Annotated in this window: 19 protein-coding genes, 1 tRNA gene and 2 pseudogenes; 12 read left to right on the top strand and 10 right to left on the bottom strand. The window is 34.5% G+C overall.

Annotated features, from left to right (window positions below):
* Nucleotides 1-9: 9 nt before the first annotated feature.
* The 3 genes from frr to WBP_RS05190 all read left to right on the top strand — a co-directional run bounded on the left by frr (nucleotide 10) and on the right by WBP_RS05190 (nucleotide 2,073).
* Nucleotides 10-567 carry a ribosome recycling factor gene (gene frr / locus WBP_RS05205; RefSeq protein ID WP_011257002.1) on the top strand — a complete coding sequence of 186 codons (558 nt, stop codon included), beginning with the start codon at nucleotides 10-12 and terminating at the stop codon, nucleotides 565-567.
* A 194-nt stretch (nucleotides 568-761) separates the two neighbouring features.
* Nucleotides 762-1,457 carry a polyprenyl diphosphate synthase gene (gene uppS, locus WBP_RS05195; protein ID WP_167896278.1) on the top strand — a complete coding sequence of 232 codons (696 nt, stop codon included), beginning with the start codon at nucleotides 762-764 and terminating at the stop codon, nucleotides 1,455-1,457.
* Entirely contained in the window at nucleotides 1,447-2,073 is a 627-nt protein-coding gene (locus WBP_RS05190; protein WP_167896277.1) for a phosphatidate cytidylyltransferase, read from the top strand. Before uppS ends, WBP_RS05190 begins: the two co-directional genes overlap by 11 nt.
* 23 nt (nucleotides 2,074-2,096) lie before the next feature.
* On the opposite strand, the gene WBP_RS05185 is transcribed toward WBP_RS05190, so the two are convergent.
* Complete coding sequence (locus WBP_RS05185; RefSeq protein WP_167896276.1) at nucleotides 2,097-2,294, bottom strand: zinc-finger domain-containing protein; 198 nt, start codon at nucleotides 2,292-2,294, stop codon at nucleotides 2,097-2,099.
* 68 nt (nucleotides 2,295-2,362) lie between these two features.
* On the bottom strand, nucleotides 2,363-2,866 hold the full coding sequence (gene coaD, locus WBP_RS05180; protein ID WP_011256998.1) for a pantetheine-phosphate adenylyltransferase: 504 nt from the start codon (nucleotides 2,864-2,866) through the stop codon (nucleotides 2,363-2,365).
* Between the two features lie 81 nt (nucleotides 2,867-2,947).
* Between coaD and WBP_RS05175 the strand changes: the two genes are divergently transcribed.
* From WBP_RS05175 to ubiH, 7 genes and pseudogenes are all read left to right on the top strand, one after another.
* A tRNA-Phe gene (locus tag WBP_RS05175) sits at nucleotides 2,948-3,020 on the top strand.
* Between the two features lie 91 nt (nucleotides 3,021-3,111).
* Complete coding sequence (locus WBP_RS05170; protein ID WP_167896275.1) at nucleotides 3,112-4,101, top strand: gamma-glutamyl-gamma-aminobutyrate hydrolase family protein; 990 nt, start codon at nucleotides 3,112-3,114, stop codon at nucleotides 4,099-4,101.
* A 246-nt stretch (nucleotides 4,102-4,347) separates the two neighbouring features.
* The gene (locus WBP_RS05165; RefSeq protein WP_167895793.1) at nucleotides 4,348-4,521 is read left to right on the top strand and encodes a hypothetical protein; all 174 of its coding nucleotides are present in this window, start codon (nucleotides 4,348-4,350) and stop codon (nucleotides 4,519-4,521) included.
* A gap of 505 nt (nucleotides 4,522-5,026) precedes the next feature.
* Entirely contained in the window at nucleotides 5,027-6,856 is a 1,830-nt protein-coding gene (gene typA, locus WBP_RS05160) for a translational GTPase TypA (protein ID WP_167896274.1), read from the top strand.
* Nucleotides 6,857-6,919: 63 nt separating this feature from the next.
* Nucleotides 6,920-7,722, top strand: a pseudogene (locus WBP_RS05155) (Rpn family recombination-promoting nuclease/putative transposase).
* A gap of 9 nt (nucleotides 7,723-7,731) precedes the next feature.
* Nucleotides 7,732-8,739, top strand: a complete 1,008-nt coding sequence (locus WBP_RS05150) for an Mrp/NBP35 family ATP-binding protein (protein ID WP_167896273.1) — start codon at nucleotides 7,732-7,734, stop codon at nucleotides 8,737-8,739.
* 70 nt (nucleotides 8,740-8,809) lie between these two features.
* Nucleotides 8,810-9,967 carry a 2-octaprenyl-6-methoxyphenyl hydroxylase gene (gene ubiH / locus WBP_RS05145; RefSeq protein ID WP_167896272.1) on the top strand — a complete coding sequence of 386 codons (1,158 nt, stop codon included), beginning with the start codon at nucleotides 8,810-8,812 and terminating at the stop codon, nucleotides 9,965-9,967.
* Between the two features lie 51 nt (nucleotides 9,968-10,018).
* On the opposite strand, the pseudogene WBP_RS05140 reads toward ubiH, so the two are convergent.
* The 3 genes and pseudogenes from WBP_RS05140 to WBP_RS05130 form a co-directional block, all read right to left on the bottom strand.
* Nucleotides 10,019-11,186: pseudogene (locus WBP_RS05140) on the bottom strand (IS66 family transposase).
* A 758-nt stretch (nucleotides 11,187-11,944) separates the two neighbouring features.
* Nucleotides 11,945-12,550, bottom strand: coding sequence for an orotate phosphoribosyltransferase (gene pyrE / locus WBP_RS05135; RefSeq protein WP_011256987.1), 606 nt, complete (start codon nucleotides 12,548-12,550; stop codon nucleotides 11,945-11,947).
* Complete coding sequence (locus tag WBP_RS05130; protein ID WP_167896271.1) at nucleotides 12,547-13,737, bottom strand: dicarboxylate/amino acid:cation symporter; 1,191 nt, start codon at nucleotides 13,735-13,737, stop codon at nucleotides 12,547-12,549. Before WBP_RS05130 ends, pyrE begins: the two co-directional genes overlap by 4 nt.
* Nucleotides 13,738-13,865: 128 nt before the next feature.
* Between WBP_RS05130 and WBP_RS05125 the strand changes: the two genes are divergently transcribed.
* Both WBP_RS05125 and WBP_RS05120 read left to right on the top strand, forming a co-directional pair.
* Complete coding sequence (locus WBP_RS05125; RefSeq protein ID WP_167896270.1) at nucleotides 13,866-14,012, top strand: hypothetical protein; 147 nt, start codon at nucleotides 13,866-13,868, stop codon at nucleotides 14,010-14,012.
* A gap of 67 nt (nucleotides 14,013-14,079) precedes the next feature.
* Entirely contained in the window at nucleotides 14,080-14,256 is a 177-nt protein-coding gene (locus WBP_RS05120) for a hypothetical protein (protein WP_167896269.1), read from the top strand.
* 187 nt (nucleotides 14,257-14,443) lie between these two features.
* Here the strand turns inward: WBP_RS05120 and secD are convergent, their stop codons facing one another.
* The 5 genes from secD to WBP_RS05095 all read right to left on the bottom strand — a co-directional run bounded on the left by secD (nucleotide 14,444) and on the right by WBP_RS05095 (nucleotide 22,593).
* Nucleotides 14,444-15,958, bottom strand: a complete 1,515-nt coding sequence (gene secD / locus WBP_RS05115) for a protein translocase subunit SecD (protein ID WP_167896268.1) — start codon at nucleotides 15,956-15,958, stop codon at nucleotides 14,444-14,446.
* 631 nt (nucleotides 15,959-16,589) lie between these two features.
* Nucleotides 16,590-16,796, bottom strand: coding sequence for a hypothetical protein (locus WBP_RS05960; protein WP_246165969.1), 207 nt, complete (start codon nucleotides 16,794-16,796; stop codon nucleotides 16,590-16,592).
* A 718-nt stretch (nucleotides 16,797-17,514) separates the two neighbouring features.
* Nucleotides 17,515-18,192: an orotidine-5'-phosphate decarboxylase gene (pyrF, locus tag WBP_RS05105; RefSeq protein ID WP_167896267.1), complete on the bottom strand. Its 678-nt coding sequence runs from the start codon at nucleotides 18,190-18,192 to the stop codon at nucleotides 17,515-17,517.
* Nucleotides 18,193-18,748: 556 nt separating this feature from the next.
* Nucleotides 18,749-18,934 (bottom strand): hypothetical protein, encoded by a 186-nt coding sequence (locus tag WBP_RS05100; RefSeq protein WP_167896266.1) that lies wholly within the window; start codon nucleotides 18,932-18,934, stop codon nucleotides 18,749-18,751.
* Nucleotides 18,935-20,025: 1,091 nt separating this feature from the next.
* Nucleotides 20,026-22,593, bottom strand: a complete 2,568-nt coding sequence (locus tag WBP_RS05095) for a valine--tRNA ligase (protein WP_167896265.1) — start codon at nucleotides 22,591-22,593, stop codon at nucleotides 20,026-20,028.
* Between the last annotated feature and the right edge of the window lie 518 nt (nucleotides 22,594-23,111).

Genomic DNA, 23,111 nt, shown 5'->3' with positions numbered 1-23,111 from the left:
AGGTAATTTATGTTAAAAGAAATAAAAACTAAGACAAAAGAAAGGATGCTGAAAACTATTCAATCTTTTTATAATGATATTAAAGGTATACGTACTGGTAGAGCTAGCGCGTCATTACTTGATGGAATAGTTGTAAATATCTATGGTGGACATCAAAAACTAAATCAAGTTGCAGGTGTTTCAGTTACAGATAATAAAACCCTGTTAATTAAAGTTTGGGACATTGGCGTTATAGGTGAAGTAAAAAATGCTATATTAAATGCTAATCTAAATTTAAATCCTGTTGTTGAGGGTAATACCATACGTATAGTTCTTCCAGACCTAACGCAAGAGACCCGTGAAAGATTAGTAAAGTTATTGCACCAGTTTGCTGAGAACGCACGGGTTGCCATTAGGAATATACGCAGAGATATTATGGAAGAAATAGAGAGAATGCAGGAAAATAAAAAAATCTCAGAAGATGATTTTCATAACGCTAAAAAGGAAATACAAAATATTACTGATGATAATATTAAAAAAATTGATGGTGAATTATCTATCAAAGAAAAGGATATACTGAATTATTAAGTGAATATGAAGGTAGTGAATGATATCATTCCAGTGCTTGACAGTGGAGTCCAGTCTTTACCACACAGCTATTTGATGTACTCGTTTAAAATCAAATTTTCTGGATCCCAGTGTCTGGGCACTAAAATGACGTCTTCTAGGTACCAACTGAGGTCAAGAAAATTTCATTTAAATCAGAATTAGGTAAGCTCTAAATGTTGAACCTCGAATCTCTACCGAAACATTTAGCAATCATTATGGATGGTAACAGTAGGTGGGCAAACAGTCAAGGAAGGGTAAAAATTGATGGTTATAGAAAAGGTAGTGAAGTTGCATATGATATTGCTAAGCATTGTATAGCCCTAGCCATACCCTATTTAACTTTGTACGCGTTTTCCATGGAGAATTGGCTTAGACCTAAAGAAGAAACTGACTGTCTATTTGACTTATTTTACTCTATTCTGACTGATAGAGATAAAGTTAATTTCTTTCACAACTATAACATTAAATTGAATTTTGTTGGTAATTTAAGTTTATTGCCTGGAAAAGTACTTAACCAGATTAAAGAATCAGAAGAAATGACACATAAGAACGATGGTCTATTGCTTACTGTAGCAGTCAGCTATGGAGCAAAACAAGAAATTATACACGCTGTGAGAAATATCACGAGAAAAAATATTGATTGTGTATCAGAAGACGAGTTTGAGAAATTTCTATATACTAAAGATCTACCAAAGTTGGATTTATTAATTCGTACTGGTGGTGAGAAAAGGTTAAGTAATTTTTTGTTGTGGCAAGCAGCTTACGCTGAATTGTATTTTTGTGATACTTTATGGCCTGATTTTTCTTGTCAAGATTTGAGCAAAGCACTAGAGGATTATACGAAAAGGGAGAAAAGGTATGGTAGATAACAATTTTATAATTAGAATACTATCTTCAGTAGTAATACTGTTCATATTTTCTTTTTCGACATACTTCAGTGATTTATCATTTTACCTATTGATTTTTTCGATAGCGGTTTTGTCTTCCTTTGAATGGTATAACCTAACTCAGGGAAACAGAATCTTGTATGTTTTCGCATTGTTATTGATTGCACTACCAAATGCCTCATTAATATATTTATACAACCTACCGCAAGGAAAGTACGCGTTAGTATGGCTCATCTTAACCATTTGGAGCATCGATATTACTGCCTATCTATTTGGCAAGAATTTTGGTGGGGCCAGAGTTTGCCCAATTATTAGCCCTGACAAGACTTGGTCAGGATTTCTTGGCGCAATCTTGGCTGGAATAGTGTGCACAATTTTTGGGTCAATACTTTTTGGCCTATTTTCAATTTTATATTCTCCAATCATTGGATTTACAATTGCTCTTCTAGCACAACTTGGTGATTTTACTGAATCACTCATCAAAAGAGTTTACAATGTTAAAGATAGTGGAAGTATAATACCTGGCCATGGAGGGATACTTGACCGCATGGACAGTTTCATTTTCACTTCTCCTCTTATTGCTATCTATATAAGTTAACTGACTTAAAAAATGAAGTACTATTAAAACTCATCCTTAGCCATTGTTCCCTCCTTAACTGCTTCTACAGTACAGTCATGGACAAACGTTTTTTCACAATAAGGACAGGCTATTTCCTCCTCTTCTCCCATATCTAAGTATATTAATGGGTGACCAGAACCCTCATTGTTTCCATCACCATGACAACAAACTTTTCTTTTGTTAACCCTCACTTCTGCCATGTTGCTCCTTTAGTTTATAATATTTTATATATTGAATATATACATTTGGGAATAGAAAATAAATACTATTATTCACTTCCTATCCTATTCAAATTAATCAACTCTTTCTGAACACCCACTGACACAAATTTGCTAACACTTTCTCCTAATCTTGCTATTTCTTTTACAAAACTTGATGAGATAAACTGAGTATCCTCAGAGGCAGGAAGAAAGATGGTTTCAATTTCAGGAAGAAGCTTGTAATTTACCCAACTCATTTGGAACTCATAATCAAAATCCGATACTGCTCTTAATCCTCTAATGATAACAGAAGCGTTCTGCTCTTTGGCAAACTTCACTAATAGCCCGTTAAAAGATACAACATCTACGTCAATTTCTAATCTTTTAATTTCGTTTTCGGCCATGCTTGTGCGTAGCTTTGCATCGAAAGTAGTATGCTTATTAATATTTTCTGCAACGCCGATGATTAATCTATCTACTAGTTTACATGCTCTTTTTATTATGTCAATATGTCCAAAAGTGATAGGATCAAATGTGCCTGGGTAAATACCTATTCTGTTATTAATGTTCATCCTTTATTTTTATATAAATTGCTTTAAAAACTTTTAATAGACATAATAACATTTTTTATCTAAAAATGAAAGCATACAGTTGGCCTGATAGCTCAGTTGGTAGAGCAAAGGACTGAAAATCCTTGTGTCGCTGGTTCGACTCCTGCTCAGGCCACTTTCCTTTTCTTGTCAAAATTACTATTTTGTTGTAAAATGTTCTATAATATGTTATTATGTTAATACAAATCTTAAAGAAGTAAATCATAATGTATCAATATTATAATAGAATATTTAATATTCTATTAATTATAGTTCTATTATTAAGTAATGTCACTTATGCTGACGCTAGTGAAAGTACGCATCAAATAGGCAGCGACATAGTGGTTGGTTTGTTGAAAACAGAAAAAGAAACATATCCGCATGAGCTTGGCTTGTTTCAAAGTATCTACGAGATGTTCAATAGTTTTGGAGTTAGAACCGTATTCATCGACTGTAATAAAATAATCAACCTTAAAAAAATCCAAGAAGAATTACTCAGCCTTTTAAAACAAGACGAGATGCTGGCAAAAAAGTTGGTATTAGACCGAATAAAAATTGAAATTGGGCAATTCATTAAGGGGCACAAAATAAATAGAATATTTATTCCGGAGAACTATTACAATTTACATTCAGAACCCTTTCCGTCTACTCCTTGTTGCCAGCTTGTTACTGAAGCAATTGTGAAAATAGTCGATGATAACCCTACAATTCATTTGCTTAGCATATGTGGAGGTTTACAAGGAATTATGAGTGCAAAAGGAATTGAAGTAGTGCACGTGGAAAACTTTGTAAGCGATGAAGAACAGCGAAGATCTCATTTGAAATCTGCACCTAATCCACAGCAAGAGGATGTAACTTTCCAGCAGATAAAGATTGTTCCAAATAGTCATTTAGCAAAGGTAGTAGCTAAATTTTTATTACCCGATAAAAATGGCTGGTTTTCAACATGTTTTCCAGATGCTCATTCAGGGACAGTGAACAATAGGCCAGAAAACAGAAGGAAATTAGAATTGCTTGGATATAAAATTGCAGCGTTTTCCAATGATGGGGTAATAGAGGCTATTGAAGATAAGCATGGTAATATTTACTTTCAGAGTCATCCAGAAGCCCTTGTTGTAAAGTCGGATAAAAACCTCCATTTATCCAATCACAAGGCACGCCAGGTTTCAACACTGGTTGCTATGGCAATTATAAATGATTTCCTCTATCGTGCTTAATGGGCATTATAAACGCTTTGGTTAAAGCTTTAATAATCAATAAAAGTGTATGAACACATTTATCGGTTATCAGGCTTCTTGCATAGCTACCTGTTATTCAAGTAGCCTCTCCCTGTCATAAAAGTAGCTGACACTGGCGTTCAGCTTCACTACATAATTTTTTCATGTGAATATCTCTATTTCTTGGTAATTAAATCATACTAGATTCCAGTGTCAAGTATGTGGATATTGTAACATCGATGTTTAATGGTAAACGATGTCATTCCAGTGCGTGACACTAGAATCTTAGTAAATTTATTTACTATTTTCTATCATTCTATGGTTTTCCAGTATGAGAAGCTAGTATCACGCGCTGGGATGTTGGCAGACACAAATATTAAGGAACTCATCAAGCAGGAAAAAAAGCAAAAGAAACCTTAGTGATATCTCTTGTAGGAACTTGACATTAATGTCTTATATGCTTGGTAAGTAGTCAACCTTGGAATTATAAATATCCATAACGTCACGATAAGGGTAATGCAGAAGTTTTTCAAATAATTTCTTTATAAAAAAAAGAAGGTTAGTTGATTTTTGAACTAATTCTTAAATAAAGAACAATGCAATGTGAGTTGTTTACTGTTCTCTCAAAAACTTGGCGCTTATTACATTACCTAATAAGCGAGATTCAGCTAACGTAGATAAAAATTTATAAAGACATGGAGTGTCTATATAAGAAAAATTAAACATAACACACCTAGTTTAATAATGTGCTTTTGTCACTTAAATAAAGATTAAGGATAAATTTTAGGTCTAAAACATCCCCATATAAGGGTTCTTAAGGCCTGTAAAATGGGCTTTTCAACGTGCTGCCAAATGCAAGAGTTCTATTTACTCCAAGTATATTACATGTATACTTATTACTAAATTAATTTTGGAATGATAGAAAATGAATGAATTTAAATCAATCCGTAATATTGCAATAATTGCACACGTTGACCACGGGAAAACTACTTTACTTGATAACATGTTAAAACAAAGTGGCACGTTTCGTGAGAATCAAGAAGTTCAAGAGCGGGTAATGGATAGTGGTAATCAAGAGCGCGAACGTGGAATTACGATACTTGCAAAATGCACATCGATAATGTGGGGTGACGAAAAGATCAACATTATTGATACACCAGGACACGCAGATTTTGGTGGAGAAGTAGAAAGGGTATTATGCATGGTAGATGGCGTGCTGCTGCTGGTTGACGCTGCAGAAGGTCCCATGCCACAAACTAAGTTTGTATTGTCAAAAGCACTAAAAGCAGATTTGAAGCCAATTGTGATAATCAATAAGGTTGATCGGCCAGATAGCAGGATTGATGAAGTGCTGAACGAGATATATGAGCTATTTTTTAATCTTGATGCAACTAACGAGCAGCTAGATTTTCCAGTATTGTATGCCTCTGGTAGAAACGGCTGGTGTATTAAAGAGCTTTCTGATAAAAGAAAAGATTTAAGTCCGTTATTTTCAACAGTTATAGATTACATAAAACCTGCCAATTATGATCAAAATGCACCTTTTGCTATGCTAGTTACTCTGCTTGAATCTGATAAATTTCTTGGCAGAATATTGACAGGAAAAATTTATCAAGGAATTGCAAAAGTTAATTCAGATCTTAAGGTACTTGATCTTGATGGTAAAGTAATCAAACGAGGAAGATTAACTAAGTTGCTTTCGTTTTCTGGCTTGAAACGCATTCCAGTAGAGCAAGCTGTAGCGGGTGATATAATTGCAATTGCAGGACTTGAAAAAGCTTCAGTTTCAGCCACTATAGTGGCGCCAGAAGTTACAACTGCAATAAGCTCAACTCCGGTTGATCCACCGACGATGGCAATTACTCTCAGCGTCAATGATTCACCTTTTGCTGGACAAGAAGGAACAAAACTTACTTCCGCTATTATAAAGGATCGTTTATATGCGGAAGCGGAAATAAACGTTGCAATTACCGTGACTCCAACACCGAATGATGAAGCATTTGAAGTAGGTGGACGTGGTGAGCTGCAGCTCGGAGTGTTGATCGAAAATATGAGAAGAGAAGGTTTTGAACTCTCAGTTTCGCGTCCTCGAGTATTATTTAAAGAAGAAGGCGGTAAAAAGCTTGAACCTATAGAGGAAGTAGTAATTGATGTAGATGATGAATATAGTGGAATCATCATGAAAAAACTCAGCTTCCGAAAAGGCGAAGTAACTGACATGAGGCCTTCTGGTAGTGGCAGAACAAGGTTGATATTTTTAGTACCATCAAGGGGGTTGATTGGTTATCAAGGAGAGTTTTTAACTGATTCTCGCGGTACTGGTATAATCAACCGTCTATTTCACAGTTATGCTCCATATAAGGGTCCAATTTCTAGAAGGCGTAATGGGGTTTTAATTTCTACGGATAAAGGTGAAGCCGTGGCGTATGCAATTTTCAACTTGCAAGACAGAGGAATCATGTTTATTAAACCACAAGACAGGGTATATTGTGGCATGGTTGTTGGTCAGCATAGTCGTGACAATGATTTGGAGATAAATGTACTAAAAGGTAAGCAATTAACAAATGTGAGAGCTGCAGGTAGTGATGAAGCTATAAAACTTACCCCACCAAAAACAATGACTCTAGAAGATATGATAGCGTATATAGATGATGATGAATTAGTGGAAGTCACTCCAAAATCTATACGCCTACGCAAGAAGTTTCTTGATCCAAATGAACGTAGACGTGCAGAAAAGGCAAAGAATAAAGAGTAGATAGAAGTTGAAAAATTGCTAATAGTAGTGTATAATTATTGACTTTCCTAATTGTATTTAATTATGGCTTTTTCTAAATTTCTAGATCCAAAAAATGATGTAGCCTTTTGGTGTATCTTTGGTACTGAAAAAAATAAGGACATAGAGTTTTTAATCACCATAATGGACGTTGAGATTGCCTCTAAAAAGCAAAATATTGTCGATGTACTCTATAAAGATGAAAATGAGGTGCAAGTAATTGTCAAAATGCAAGTTGCTAAAACTAAAGGCTTCAAGAAACGTGCACAACTACATGCTGCTAAAGCTTACTCAAGACAATCAAACAATTACATAAATTTAAAGAAAGTCTTCTTTATTGCTATTTCCAATAGTGCGCTATTTCCTGAGGAGGTTGAGTATATTTCTGCCCATAGTATACGAGATATAAAAACCAATGGATATCACTTAAAAGACTTTCAATTTGTCTTTATTGAGTTGCCAAAGTTTACAAAAAGCAAGGTAGAACAGCTAGGGAGTACAATAGAGAGATGGTACTTCTTTTTTAAATATGCAGAGAACACTACTGATAAAGACCTAAGAGATATAGTAGAAAAATTCCTAATGCTAAAGCTAACATATGATGAATTGGACAAATTTAGCTGGAATGAAAAAGATCTAGTAGTCTATGAAGAAAGAGTAATGGATTTGCAAAAAGAGGCAGCCATCCTTGAATACAAACTTGATCTTGCTAAAGGGGAAGGTATCAAAATTGGGCAATGAAGATAGCAAAAAACCTACTTAAAACTGGCGTTTCTATTAATATTATCTCTCAAATAACTGGCCTTTCTCAGGCTCAGATTAAACAACTTCAGGAAGGAATCGTCTAAAAGACTTATATGATCAATGAAGAAGTTGTAAAAGAGAACTTGAAAGAAGTCATAGAGCGAAAAAGTGGTAAAGATGTGATCGCTCTTGGCATAATATCCTCAATCGTTATTAAAGGTAAAGATATTGGCTTTGTGCTTGAGATTTCTGGTGACACACAAGCAAATGAGGAATTAAGAAAAAATTGTGAGAAAGCTGTTAAAGCTATATCAGGAGTGGGAAAAGTGACCGTGGTTGCTGCTGGACGAAAACAAGCTGGACAACAAAGAGCTAAGCTGCATATCGAAGGAGTGAAAAATATAATTGTCGTTGCTTCCGGTAAAGGAGGTGTTGGCAAGTCCACGGTTGCACTAAACCTTGCTTTCTCGTTGGCAAAATTAAAACATAAGGTTGCACTGGTTGATGCAGATATATATGGTCCTTCAATTCCCAAAATGCTTGGCGCTGAAAAATTAAAGCCAAAGATACAGGGTAGTAGGATAATACCTATAGAGAAGTATGGACTGCATACTATTTCAATTGGCTATTTTATCGATAAGGACTGTGCAGCAATGTGGCGTGGGCCTATGATCACGAAGGCGCTTTACAATTTGCTAATGGGAACGAAATGGTCAGATATAGAGTATTTGGTAGTTGATACACCACCTGGAACTGGTGATGTGCACCTAAGTTTGATGGAAAATTTTAACTTAACTGGAGGAATAATAGTTTCAACTCCACAGGAACTTGCCTTGGTTGATGCACGCAAAATTTATAATATGTTTACAAAGCTCAGCGTACCGATCGTTGGCATTGTAGAAAATATGAGCTATTTTATTCAAGACAACTCAAAGATATATATATTTGGGAAAGATGGTACAAAAGTAATGTCCGAGGAACTGGGAATCAAACTCTTAGGCAGAATTCCTCTAGATCCAAAGATATGTTACGCTTCAGATTGTGGAAACCCTTTAATGCTAAGTGAAGATTTAGCAGGAATTTACGAAGACTTTGCTAAAGATATTAGGTCTTTCATATAGAGTTCTATAAGGTTTGTTTAAACTATTTTCAAAATAGATAAAATATAATTTTAGGATTGGTATAAATAAAATGAGTTACGACGTAATCATTTCAGGTGGTGGGTTACTTGGCCTTATTACTGCTGTTGGCCTGAGTAATAACTCTATATCCGTAGCCGTGATTGAAAAAAACAATTTGCCGCGTATAATTGACGATAATCGAGCATTTGCTATTTCCCAAGGCTCAAGAAAAATACTGGAAAAGTTAGGGATCTGGCAATTTATAGAAAGCGAGGCTGAGCCAATACTTGATATATGTATATTAGATGAAAATAGCCCAATCACTGTGCATTATAACCATAAGATGGTTAGTGAAGAACCGATGGGTTATGTTATCAACAGCACTGTTATATGGAACGCGATCAATAACAATTTTTTAAATAAACTAAATATATATTCTCTGCACTCTTATAGAACAATTACTTGTGATGCAGGATACGTGGAAGTTACCCTTGGCAATAACCAGAAATTAATATCATCGCTACTTATCTGTGCTGAAGGCAAAAACTCCAAACTACCAGGGTTATTTTCTATGTCAATAATAAAATTTGATTATAAACAAAGTAGTATAGTATTTAATGTAAAGCACGAGCTGCACCACCAAAACTTAGCTGTGGAGCAGTTTTTTCCTGGCGGTCCGTTTGCAATTCTGCCGATGAAAAGTGGCTATACTTCTTCAATAGTTTGGACAGAAAAATCTGAAATTTCAAAAATGCTAATGAGTCTATCTGAGGAAGAATTCATCATAGAACTTAAGAAAAGGTTTGGCTCTTATTTAGGAGAGGTTAAACTAGATGGTGAAAGAAAATCTTATCCTTTGAGTTTTGCTTCTGCAAAAAAGCTGTATAAAAGCAGAGTTTTGCTTATTGGTGATGCAGCACATTCAATCCATCCAGTTGCAGGTCAAGGGCTTAATCTTGGCATTAGAGATGCAGAGAGCGTTGTAAGGCAAATAACTGCTGCAAAAGCATTTGGTATTGATGTTGGTAGTAGTTACTTACTAAAGAAAATTTCACGTGATAGATGTCTTGATAATTTTACGATGGCGCTTGCAACCGATGGATTAAATAGGATATTTTCCAACAGAATATTCTGCGCTAAAACACTAAGAAATTTTGGCTTAATGGCAGTTGAAAATTCAAAATTCCTTAAAAAACGCTTCATCCGGCACGCTATGGGATTTGTGTAAACTAGTTTTGGAAGTCAAATTAACCCTGGGGTGTAATTCGTATCCATTCAGCTAAGCGGTGTGAGAGACGATAGATAGGAGATTATGGAAAGGGTTTAGCTCCTTTTGTTTCCATGTTAAGTATAATGAAATTACCCATTCAAAAAATGCATTTCTTTGTCCCGATTATGTAAGATATGGGTTTTTGTATAAACTATATAATGCAGTGTTTGCCGTTCAGTATGGTTGTTCGTTAGCAGAATGTTTCCTGGATCATCCAAAAATTTCCACATCGTCCTTTCAACTTCAAAATATTTTTTGCAACTCGAGAGGCTCCAATTGTTTTAGGTAACTGGGATATCTCCTTCAAGTAATACCTTGTGCACTTTCACAATTTTCTGGTACGCCTGACAAATCTTAAAATATCTATCTCATTCTTTAGTAAGGCTCTTTTAGTGCAAATAACTCAGCAGCAACGTTTCTTTTAAATAACAGGCGAGAACTTTGACTTCTCTGTTACAACTATAGGCTAATCTTTCAAAATCTCTTGATAAATGAGTCCAACAGATCTGTCTCTTTTTATCAGTAAAATAACTGTATGCTGCATACCTGTTAGTTATTACTAAGCTATGACAATTGCAGAATTTACTATTTTTTTAAACTTTCATTCCTCTTAACTCTGTCAACTTTACAAAACTTGCCGTATTACTTGTAAACATCCAGCGCTAACTAAGCTTACCTTTATTGTAATGGCTGGTTTCGTCAATATAAAGAACTTTGCTTGTACTTACTTCTTGTTTAACTGCTAATACATTTCTTCACATTTTGAAGCTATTCTATGTTCACTATTTGATATGCTACCAACACTTATGTTCACATTGAAAATGTCATTATAATATTCGCTATTCCATATTTCGAATTTTTATAAAACTTGCTGAATGCTGCAATTATCAACTTAACTCTTGGCCTAAATGTGTCTGGTATAACACCTTCCGGTAAGTTGATATTCCATTACATAAGACTCGATCTTCGGAAGATCAACTTGGTGGATGTATGGTTTATCAAATAATGAATTTTTTGAATTTAAACCGAGCTTTTCCTTTAACTCAGCATTTTCTATTTTCAAAATCTTGTTCTCTGCCTTTAGACTTTCATTCTCTCTTTCCAATCTTTCTATTTTTGCTTCTAACTTTGCTATTTTCTGCTCCAGACTTCTGTAAAGTTCTAAAAGATTTACCATATTACCTCACTTTTGCTCTATCGTTATCTTTTATACTACCTTGTCTATCTTATTTTGCTACTCCGCTGAATGGATACGTAATTCAGCACTTTCTTCCTGTCATGAAAATAGCTGACACATGACTACATAAATGTCGTGATTTAACCGTCTAAAGGGGAAGAGTGTAATTCTGTATCTCTTTATTTGTTACCTCAGTGCTTCCTTCTCCTGTCATTCCAGTACCCTCTTCTTGTCATACTAGTGCGTGACACTATTTTCGTTTGTTCTTAAATTGCTTCAGCTACAAATACTAAGAAATTTAACAAATAGAAAAGAAGGTAAAAGAAACCCCTGTGGTTGGCTAGTTATCCATATGTACCTCAAATATTGGCGTTTTCTATTCTAAACGCTCTGTGATTCGGCTATTTTTATCTAACCTAATGTTAAGAGACTTATCTAAGCAGGAAAAAAGGCAAAAAACTCTAAGATAGCTAGTATTCAAGTACTCCCTTATCAATTTGACATTTTCTACTATTTTAAACGCTATATAAGCATATTTCATGCTTATATAGGTAAAAACCCAGATTTACAAAGACATAAGGTACACATAGTACAAAAAATTAAATATAATACACCTAATACCCTAAATTTTTTGTCATTAACCTGCACAGATTATGAAGATAAATAAATAGCTTTAATACTATGATAAGAAGACTATTAAACCTGTCAAGCAAATTTTTGCATTTCTATGAGTTACTTAGATGATATTGAAAATAAGATTACTTTGAACAATTACTTAAATATTCTCTGCTCCCTGGTTTGATTATAGGTAGTTTTTTCAATTCTTCAGGAAGCTCTGCTTCACTGTAATTTTTAATGCTGAGCTCAAGTAAAGATATGATAGAAAAAGGTAATTTTGTTTCACTATTTCTCTTTATTAGGGAAGCTTCAGCAACGACTTTACCTCCCATATCTTCTGCACATTTCACAGCTTCAAGTGAAGATTTGCCTGTAGTTATTACATCTTCAACTAGTAATATTTTCTCACCTCGTTTAATCTCAAATCCACGGCGCAGTTCAAACTTGCCATTAACGCGCTCGCAAAACATTGTTTTCATTCTAAGTTGCCTGCCAATTTCATAGCCAACAATTATCCCACCAATTGCAGGAGAGAGTATTAAATCTATGGAGCTGTTTAGCTCTTTTTTTATTTTATTTGCCAGTAGCTCACAGACTTTCATTGCTCTACTTGGATTCTCAAAAATCTTAGCGCATTGTGTGTATGTATCACTGTGCAGCCCTGATGACAGCACAAAATGCCCATGCAAAATTGCTCCGGCTTCCTCGAATTCTTTTATTATTGGGTTCTCTTTGTCTAACATCATTTTTGGATTTCACCCTTATATTCTTTATTAATTATCTGGGTTACACAAACATCAGACCAGACATTTATAGCAGTTTCAAACATATCGATGATCGTGTAAATAGGCAAAATTAGTCCCATAATGTACAGAGGAACGTTCATCGATACGAGATAACTAGTTGCCATAAAATAGCATCCCATCGGTACTCCAGCGTTGCCAATTGCAGCGCCTGTAGCTAAAAAAATCCATATGAATATTTCGCTCAAGGAAAATGTGCACCCATTCATCTCTGCAACAAACATTACTGTAATCAAAATAAACGTGGCACATGCATTCATATTGATTGTTGTGCATATTGGTAAAATAAAAGACGACAATTTTTTTGGCACTTTTAGCTTATTTTGCACGCAGTCTATGGTTGTAGGCAGTGTTGCACTGGATGATTTAGAGAAAAACGCAAGCGTCAATGCTGGCATGACTCCCCTTAGTGTTTGAATTGGTGATATGCCCTTACACCACATAAGTAGCGGTAAAATCAGAAACGCTTGCACTGAATTTGCAGACATTATGCAAGCAAAATACCACAAAAGACTATAAAATTCGCTGCCACCTTTTAATTCATGCAAAAAACATGTGATAAAAGACCATACAGCAAGTGGGATAAACTTTAATAACCATTGAGCAATTTTAAGTAGCGTGTCAAACAGTGCAGAGAATACCTGGTGTAATATATCTTGTTTTCCTTTTGGAAGTGAAATAATAGCTCTACCCATCAAAAAAGCGATCAATATGCTACCAATAATGTTATTTTTGAGAAAAACTTGCATAAAATTTGAAGGAATGAGTAATTTCAAATATGAAAAGTAATTATAATTGCTATTGCTCGCACTTTCTATCGTGTTACTTATGAAGTTTTTTCTTACTGGATCTATTAGCAGATAAAATGATAAAGCAACAAATGCAGCTATAATAGTTGTAAGCAGCGTATAAAATAGTGTTTTCTTAACTAAGGTTTTAATTTCGATTGAATCTTTAAGCCCAGAAATTGTGGATACTATAGATAGAAAAACCAAGGGTAAGCTTATTAATTTTAACAGACTGATAAATATACCACTAAATAGCCTTGCTACTTCAAATACAACTTCATTGTTTAGATGGTAAGCAACTATTGCAAGTAGTATAGAAAAGAGTATTGCGAACTTATGCATTGGAAACAAAACTTGAAAGTGAAATTATACAACAATTTCTCTGCTTTGGAATTAGATTGATGGGTAGAATAACTTGATAAATCAGAAAAAATTAAGTAGCATTTTATTATTAATTAGGTGTTGAAGATGTGAATAGTACGGCAAGGAATAAAATAGACGTAATATTGGATATAACATATACAGCAGTTATAGTAGGTAGTCTAGGTATTGTAATAGGTGCGTTTTTAGGTTGTATACCATGGTTGATGTCTTTATCACCATTTGCTGTATTGTAATATTGCTGCTGTTGTTTCTACAACGTTTTTGTACTATTTAATATGTTTACTATGTGATTTTTTTTAAATGTTTGATCAACCGCCAGATAAAAAACAATCAGGGTGCAGTTTTCTTAGTGTAGAGTATATTTTTAGCATGGTAATGGAAGTTGGCCTTAGCGCAGCTGTAAGTGCTACTCCTAGTGTAATATTAGATATAGAATTAGCTGCTGAACTTGATGGATCAATAGAAGTTGTTCATTGATTGCAAGTTTCCTTGTAACAGAATATATCATCATGCCTGCGGTTAAAAAAATAAAGGAATATTTTATCTCGCAGGAAAAGAACACTTACCCTATAGGGGAATCTGATAAAGATGGACTACAACCTAATAGTACTCTTGGATCAACTGATCCTTAAAGCGTTGAAGGTAAAGACAAGGACTTAGTGACTTAAAGCACCAATTTCTTTGGATCAACACATAATTCTACTAGAAGTTTTGTGACTGTAATTGCAGAGAACATCGAACATAAGATTCCTATTGATAAGGTAATAGAAAAGCCTCTGATTGTTCCGCTGCCAATAACGAACATTATCCCAGCAGCAATTAACGTAGTGATATTTGAATCAAGGATTGTCTTTATTGCATTCTTAAATCCTTCTTCAATGGCGCGAACTATTCTTTTTCCGGATCTTATTTCTTCACGAATGCGTTCAAATATCAAAACATTTGCGTCTACCGACATACCAACAGTTAGCGCAATGCCGGCAATTCCAGGTAGAGTAAGAGTTGCTTCAAGTAAGGTGAGAATTAATAGTATAGAGATTACATTAAAAAGCAGTGCAACAGAGGCCAATAAACCTAACTTGCCGTAAATCATAATGATAAATAAAGCAACGGCTACGATAGAGATTATCACTGCTATTTCTCCTGCTTTTATTGACTCTTCTCCAAGACTTGGACCAATGTTTTTTTCTTCTATTATTTTAAGTGGTGCTGGCAATGCGCCAGATTTTAAAAGTATTGCAAGCTCACTTGCTTGTTTTTCAGTGAAATTGCCACTAATTTCTCCCTCTCCGTTTAGAATTGGTTCACGTATTGTTGGCACAGTTAAAACTGTGTTATCTAAAACAATTGCAAAGGGTTTTCCCACGTTTTCTTTAGTGATTTTCGCGAATCTTTTACTCGCTATGCTGTCAAATTTAAAATGTACTGTTGGTTTACCAAGTGAACCAGATCTAACTGATGAGTTAACCAGAGAATCACCGCCTATTTCAGTCTTGCGGAATATTGGGTAAGAATTGCCTAGAGAATCCTTGAGTATGACAATCGTTTTATGGTCTACATCCTGCATTTTGGCTACGTTAGTGTTTACTAAATGGAAAGCTAGCTTGGCAGTTTTGCCAAGCAGAGATTTTATTTGTTCCGTGTCTTCTACTCCAGGTACTTGAACTAATATCTTATTCTGTCCTTGTTTTTGCACACTTACTTCCTTAGTACCAAGCTTATCTAAACGTCTTTGGACATTACTTATCGACTCTGAAATTACTTCATTGATTAGAGAATTCTTATAATAAGGCTTGTATGAAATGAGAATCGAGGTACTTTTTCTATTCAGCTCTAAATTTGGGTTTATTTTGTAAACTAATGCTGAAACTTTTTTATAGTCATCAATATTATTTAAAATCACAACTACTTGTTTACCGCTTTGTACGCTGGATTCAATGTTTTTTATCAGCAGGCTTTCTTTTATCTCATCGGCTAACATACCCAACTTTTCTTTGAAATAGAAATCCAAATCTACATTAAGAAGTAAAGATGATCCACCTTTTAAGTCAAGCCCTAAGCTTATTCTCTTTTTTGAGATAAAAAACTTATTATTAAAGAAGTTTGGCAGTATTACGTATAAGGCAAGCAAGAAGATGCATAACACTGACAAGGATTTGATTATAAGCCTGTTGCACATAAGTTGTAGGTTTAAAGTTGTAGTGTAAGTTAGAAATGAATTTTTGTAAAATTCTCTATCGTTTAGTAACCTACGGTATCACTCAAATAGCTTACAAAAATGCAAAAAATTACTTAACACACTTTGCTAGCTTTCTCGTCATAGTAGTGGAGCTATTTTATGTAGCTTCTCAATCTGTGCAGATTAAAATGACAAGAAAACCTTATATTTGGTATGCTGCTGTTTAATTTTTCGCACTATTTGCACCTTATACCTTTAAAATCTAAGGTTCTTACCTATACAAGCTGAAGTGCGCTTATAAAACGTTTAAGATGTCACCCAACGTCAAATTTTTAAAATAAAGAGTTAGTAACTAGCTACTCCAGTTTTTTTTGCCTGGTAAGTTCCTTAAACATTAAAGCTAAGGTTATTTGCTTTAAAAAGCAGCTAAATTGCAACTTTTAAGACTGAAAAAACGCCGATACTGAAAACAGATAATGATCAAGGGTTCCTTTTGCCTTTCTCTTGATTATTTAATAAATTTCTTAGATATTTTCTTAAATTTTATAGCTAAAGTGATACCAATAATCGTCATTCTACTGCTTATTAGTAGATAAGATACTGCAAATGAATCGCAGTATGATATCTGTGGTTAGGCATATAACTTGTAAAGTTGTGATGGAAATCTTTTGGGTTTTAGGTATAGCTGCATTTTCTGTAAAATTATCTTGGATTTTTCTTTTCTATTCTCACTCTCTACTGTTTTACCACTCCAACCTGCACCAGCATGGTCGTGATCTTCTATAATATAATCCAATATTTCAGTAGAGATTCTTTGGCTGGAAAGTATTTGTCGCATTGGAGACGAATCAATTACATGCTTGTTTGTACTTTTTACAATATGCGGAATAACTAGATATCTTCTAATATTATCATCATCACCACTGAGAGTTTTGTGTGATAAACAGCTTTCTATTCCCTTGAGGACATAATCAGAAAAATGTTTGTTGCCTGTACTAAAGTCTGCACCTACTTCTGGACGCTATGCTGCAGTTTTGATTAAATTAAAGCGTTCTTTGCAATTATCGATATCACTATTTATTTTGCATAACTACTCAACTGTTGCAGAGTCAGTGCATCCTTTGCTTTCGATTTCTTTTAGTCTGTGATCATTTGTTAATTTAAATTGCTCCCATGATGAAGCTAATTCATTAACACGATCAGTAATATAGTAAGTGACAAAATAACCTCCTTTGAGGTGAAAATATGGTTTTAGCTTGCTCCGACTGCATTAGGGGTATACAGGTTATATCTTTAGTGTTATCCAAGTATCGAAATCTAGTCTCCGTAGACTAAACAAGTCTTTAGGTTCCAGTACTATCCGTTAGGACACACCAATTATTTACCTGTTAAAGATATAAACAAGAAAACAATACGGCACTACTTAAATAGTGCCGCAAGTTATAAAATAATTACACTTAACTAAGTTAAGTGAGGAAAAATATGAAAGATAACTTTACTATGTAATGTTTACTTTTTCATGTCAAGCACTTTTTTAGTTTTTTTCGCAGCCTTCGTTAACTAAGTGATTTCAATATTAATTCTGCACTGTTTGCAGGACTATTACTTTTTGTAATAGGTCTACCAATCACAATATAATCAGCTCCTGAATTTATTGCTTCTTTTGGTGTCGCTGTCCTTTTTTGGTCATCACGACCAAAACCTACACGAATTCCTGAAGTAATAATTTTAAAGTCTTTACCACATTCTTGATACACTTCTTGAGCTTCTAATGCCGAGCAGACTATTCCGTGTAGTCCAACCTTCTTTGCAAGCTTTGCAAACAGAATTACCTGTGATTTTACCTCTCTTGCTATTCCAAGTTCGCTCAAATCCTCATTGCTCATACTGGTTAATACTGTTACTCCAATTAGTTTCGTTTTTGTGTCTTTCACTATACTTAGAGCCTCTTCAAGCATTTTTGTTCCACCGCTGATATGTAATGTTAATATTTCAATATTCAGAACTTTTATCGCTTCAACTGTTTTAGCTACAGTGTTTGGAATGTCGTGCAATTTCAGATCCAAAAAAGTTGGTACATTGCACTTTGCAACTTCTCTCACTCCAGAAGGACCATGAGCGGCGAAAAATTCTAACCCCAGCTTTATCATGCCAACCTTGTCACGCAAAGTATTAGCCAAGGATATGGCCTCATTTAAGTCTTGCGTGTCTAGTGCGCATATTATTGGATTCATTGTATACCTCTACGTCTTTTTGTAGACTATAAAAATAACTATTGCATTTTGCAATTTCTTTTATTACAAAAAGATCGCGGCAATTCTTGATCTATAAGGCACTAAGTAGGCTCATTTAAGTTCCGTGTATCCAGTCTAATGTGCAATGCGTAGTAACATCAGTGTGTTTAATCGGAGTAGAATATCTACTGGTATATCCAAGATCTTCTTCTGTACGTGCAGCCTCATTTGGCTTTTTGTATAGCAATTTTTTTGGAGTGGATATGTCTAGTTTCTGGAGTTGCTCATTAGCACACTTACCTTCACCTATTACTTCAAGTTCTGATAAATGTTCACTGCTTTTTGTATTCCTAAAGTAAAATTAATTAACTCATCTTTCATTTTTGTGGAAGAGGCTATCAGTCTTTAAAAGATTTTATGACTGTTTTAAGTGCTCTGCAGTATAACGGTCATGTTTTTGTAGACCATCTATATTTCATTCTTTACATATAGGCTACGTAAACTAATTAACTATTTCTTGCACATAGTATTCATGTATGTGTGTGATTCTACCGAGTTAGTGGCTTCTCGTTCTATCACTGTTACTATTACACTGAGTGTAGTAAATACTGCTTATCCTTGTACATTCTCTCCTTTGCTCTTCAAATTTGTTCAGACCTTTATTGTGACTACTTTGCACTATTTCTGATATGTTAAGAAGATCTGCATTTTCTACTTTTAAAAACGGTAATTTCTTATTCAACTTTTCGTTCTCTTTTAATAAATTGCGGTTTTTATCTCTTAGATTATCGTAGCTTGTCTCTAGATCCTCTAACTTTTTTTCTAATTCCTTATTTTTATTTTTTTCTTGACTAAAAATTTCTCCAATTTCCTATTCTTACCATTATTGCCAGCTATTTGCTTTTCTAATGCATCATGTAGTTCTTCTTTTGATTTTAACCGTATTCTCTAGCCACTCTACTTCTTATGTTCTCGTTTTTAACCTATTGCTAATTGTCTCTTTTCTTCTTCTAACATAGTTACTTGATCATTCAGAGAAGAAACCTTCTCTTGTAATTTACAGGGTGAATTATCATACTCGTGTCTTAAATTGTATAGTTACATCTTACGTAACTGGCCTTGTAAATTACCTTTTTCCTCTTTTAGTTTCTTATTTTCATCACGTAGCTCTTCGGTATAATGAAAAAAATTATTCTTTTCGCATTCTAACTGACCTACTTGATACTCAACTCTGTATTTTTACAGCATAACTCCTTTTTCTCGCTATTAATAATATCTATTTGACTTTTTGATCCTGGATTTCACTATCCTTATCACTTAATTTTTTTAGAGTATCATCTGATTCTTGCTGTGCATTAGCTTCTTGTTCCATCAATTGACTCACTTCCCTACTTAACCCTTCAATTTTGCTTTTTAAATCTTACTTCTTTCGAGTTAATTTATTTAATTAATTATTTAATTACTCCACTTTTTTATCTGTAGCTTATCTAGCTCTTTTTTCTAGAGTTATTTTATTTTCTAACTCTTGTCTTTTTCAGCAAATTTATTTTTCTCAACCTCTAATTTCTTATTACTACTAATCATTTTGCGTGAAAGTGCGAGCACCAAAACAGAAAATATAAGTGAAATCAAGGCAATATGCAGAGATATGTTAAAGGCTGTAACTGAAAGACAAGAATCCAACGAAAAAGGCTACAGCAAGTATCCTGGATGCAATCTAAGATATGGTACATTGTTTTTTTATATGAATCTCCCACTATCGTCCTTTCATAGTAAAACGACTGCTAAAGTAGTATGAATGCTAAAGGTGATCAAGTTAGATTTATATAATAATTAGTATAAATCTATACTTACAATAAACTTCCCATTTTCAGTTATAAGTCCTGCTTGTGCGTTTTCACTCCATTCTATCATTTCAGCATTACAGACTGTCTGTAAATCATTCTGCGCAGACTGATTCAACTTATCCTCTTTTACATTTGCTTTTATCATTAACTTTTTTATCAAATGCTTAACTGATACATTATTGTCCGCTTTTATTTTTCTCACGAGGTTTAATATCTGCATGAATTTATCCCCCATTTCTTCAGAATGCTTATCATAGATAAGCTCCTCCTTATTCGGCCAATTGCCTCGATTGTGCACAGAATTATCGCTATATAGTTGGTGATATATTTGTTCAGTAATATATGGCAGAAAAGGTGCAAATAACCGCAAAATAGTATTTAATACATATGTCAAACTTTGTTTCGCACTTAAGTTTGCCTTGCTGCTTACTTTATCTCCATATGCACGTTTTTTTGCTAATTCCAAGTAATTGTCACAAAAGTCTTTCCAAAAAAATCCTTCTACTGCACCCAAAGCTTCACAGTATTCGAATTGTAATAAGTTATTCGTTGCTTTTTCTATAACTTTATATAGTTTAGACAATATCCACTGATCCATTGTCTCACTGACAGAATTTATGCTTACAGCTTGATATCTTTCCATGAATATAGAAACAAACTTGCTGGCATTCCAAAGTTTTGTAACGAGGCGCTTGCCAATTTTGAGTATGTTTTCAGAGTAGACTGTATCAACTCCAAGCCTTGAGTTTGCTGTCCAATAACGCACTACATCTGCACCATATGTATCAAGTATCGATTTTGGAGTTATTATATTACCTTTTGATTTACTCATCTTTTTCTTATCATCAGCCAGGCACCAGCCACTGACCATGATATTTTTCCAGGGTAAAGAATTTGCATGGTAGTATGCTTTCAAAATCGTATAAAAAGCCCAAGTTCTTATTATCTCATGGCTTTGGCTGCGTAGGTCTGCAGGAAATATCGTATTATAACGGTGATCTGGCAAGCTAAACTCACTGTTTACTGCCAACGCACTCAGTTGAGGAGTGATCGCACTTGTCGCCCAAGTATCCATTACATCTTGATCTGGGACCACCTCTTCCTTACTATACCCTTTCGGCAAGTCTTTCAATGGATCTACAGGCAGATCCTCTACTTCAGCTAGGATGACTTTGCCTTCTTCGCCTTTACGTCTTGAATACCACACTGGAAACGGTACACCAAAATAACGTTGCCTTGAGATACACCAGTCCCAATTTAGCCCTTCTATCCACACTTCCATACGCTTACGCATGGTACTTGGATACCAGTTGCATTCTTTTACTTTATCTAATACCTGAGCTTTTTGATCTAAAGTCTTAATAAACCATTGATAAGTAGGTAATATTTCAAGTGATACACCAGACCTCTCTGCACACTTGACAGAATGAGAAATGTTAGTGCTTCCTGTCAAAAGTCCTCTTTCAGTTAGAATTTTAATTATTTTCTTTCTTGCTTCTTTAACCTTTAGTCCATTGATTTCATCGTAGATTCTAGTGTTACGCACTGGAATAACATCGTAGTGTGGCGAAATGGCACCTTCCTTTATCACCACAGTACTTCTTTCCCCTGTCATCCCAATGCCTTGATACTGAGATCTATTATTATCGTACATTGAATCTAGATTTATCTTCCCATCTTGATCGATGATAATTTTCATTGGCAAATTATGCTTTTGTTGCCAATATATGTCGAGCTCATCACCGAATGTACAGCACATAACAAGCCCAGTGCCTTTATCTATTTTAACTCTACCATCAGCTATTATTGGAACTTTGACTCCTATTATTGGTACTACAGATGTTTTTCCGATTAGATGAGCGTAACGTGCGTCCTCTGGATGGCAAAAAACTGCAACACATGCCAGAAATAACTCAGGTCGCGTAGTTGCGATATCGATCTGCTCATTTTCTTCAGTAGAAAAAGTTATTGTGTTTAAAGATGACTCACAGACTTTATCTTCTATTTCTGCTTGCGCAATTGCTGTCTTATCAACTGGATCCCAAAGAATAGGCTGCATCTTTCTATATGCATATCCCTTATTATATAGATCAATGAACGACATTTGAGAAAGTGTCACAGTTTCTTTGCTGATTGTGTGGTATTCTAAACTCCAGTCATAACTAATACCAACTGATCTCAATAGTTCCTTGAATTCCTGCTTTGATTTTTCAATAACTTCATGGCACATCTCTATAAATTTTTCTCTCCCAACTTCTCTTGCACGGGTTTTATAGGTTTGTTCTACCAACCTTTCGGTAGGAAGGCCATTATCGTCAAACCCAATTGGATAAAAGATATCTTTTCCAAGCATGCGTTGAAATCTTGCAATAAAGTCTGTGTGACAGTAGCTGAATATGTGACCAATATGCAGTTTGCCCGATATTGTTGGTGGAGGTGTATCTATAGTAAAAGTGTTCTCTTTTTTACCATCCCATTTATAGACCCTACTATCTTCCCATAATATATTATACTTATTTTCGACTTCTTTGAAGCTATATTTTTCTTTTAACATGATCACTTGAATATTTCTTAATTTCAAACTGTAGCAACATAAGCAAGATTTCCCTATATATAACTAAATTTCCTGGACCTAAGTGTCAAGCATATATCTGGGTGACATCTTTCTTGGACTCTTAAATTGCCTTAGCTATAAATTTTAAGAAATTTATCAAGTGGTAAAAAAGGCAAAAAAACCCTGGTTATTATCTATTTAAAAACATTGGCATTTTTTTATATTTTAAATACTTAATAATCGTGACTCAGCTGTTTTTTAATGCAACTAACCTTTAGGCATAAATGTCTAAGAAATTTATTAAGCAGAAAAAAACAAAAGATGTCCCGTGGTAGATAGTGTTTGCTTTCTAATCCTGTAAGTTGGCGTACTATACTGTCTTAAACGCTTTATAAACGAGTTTCAGCTTATATAGGTAAGAACCTAGAAATGTTATGAAGACATAAGGTGCACATAGTACAAAAAATTAAATATAAGGTGCCAACTATGTGTAATACTTTGTCATTTTAACCTGCACA

Source organism: Wolbachia endosymbiont of Brugia pahangi (assembly GCF_012030695.1).
Lineage (GTDB): Bacteria > Pseudomonadota > Alphaproteobacteria > Rickettsiales > Anaplasmataceae > Wolbachia.
The sequence above is the reverse complement of the archived record's forward strand: the minus strand, read 5'-3'. Positions and strand labels throughout refer to the sequence as shown.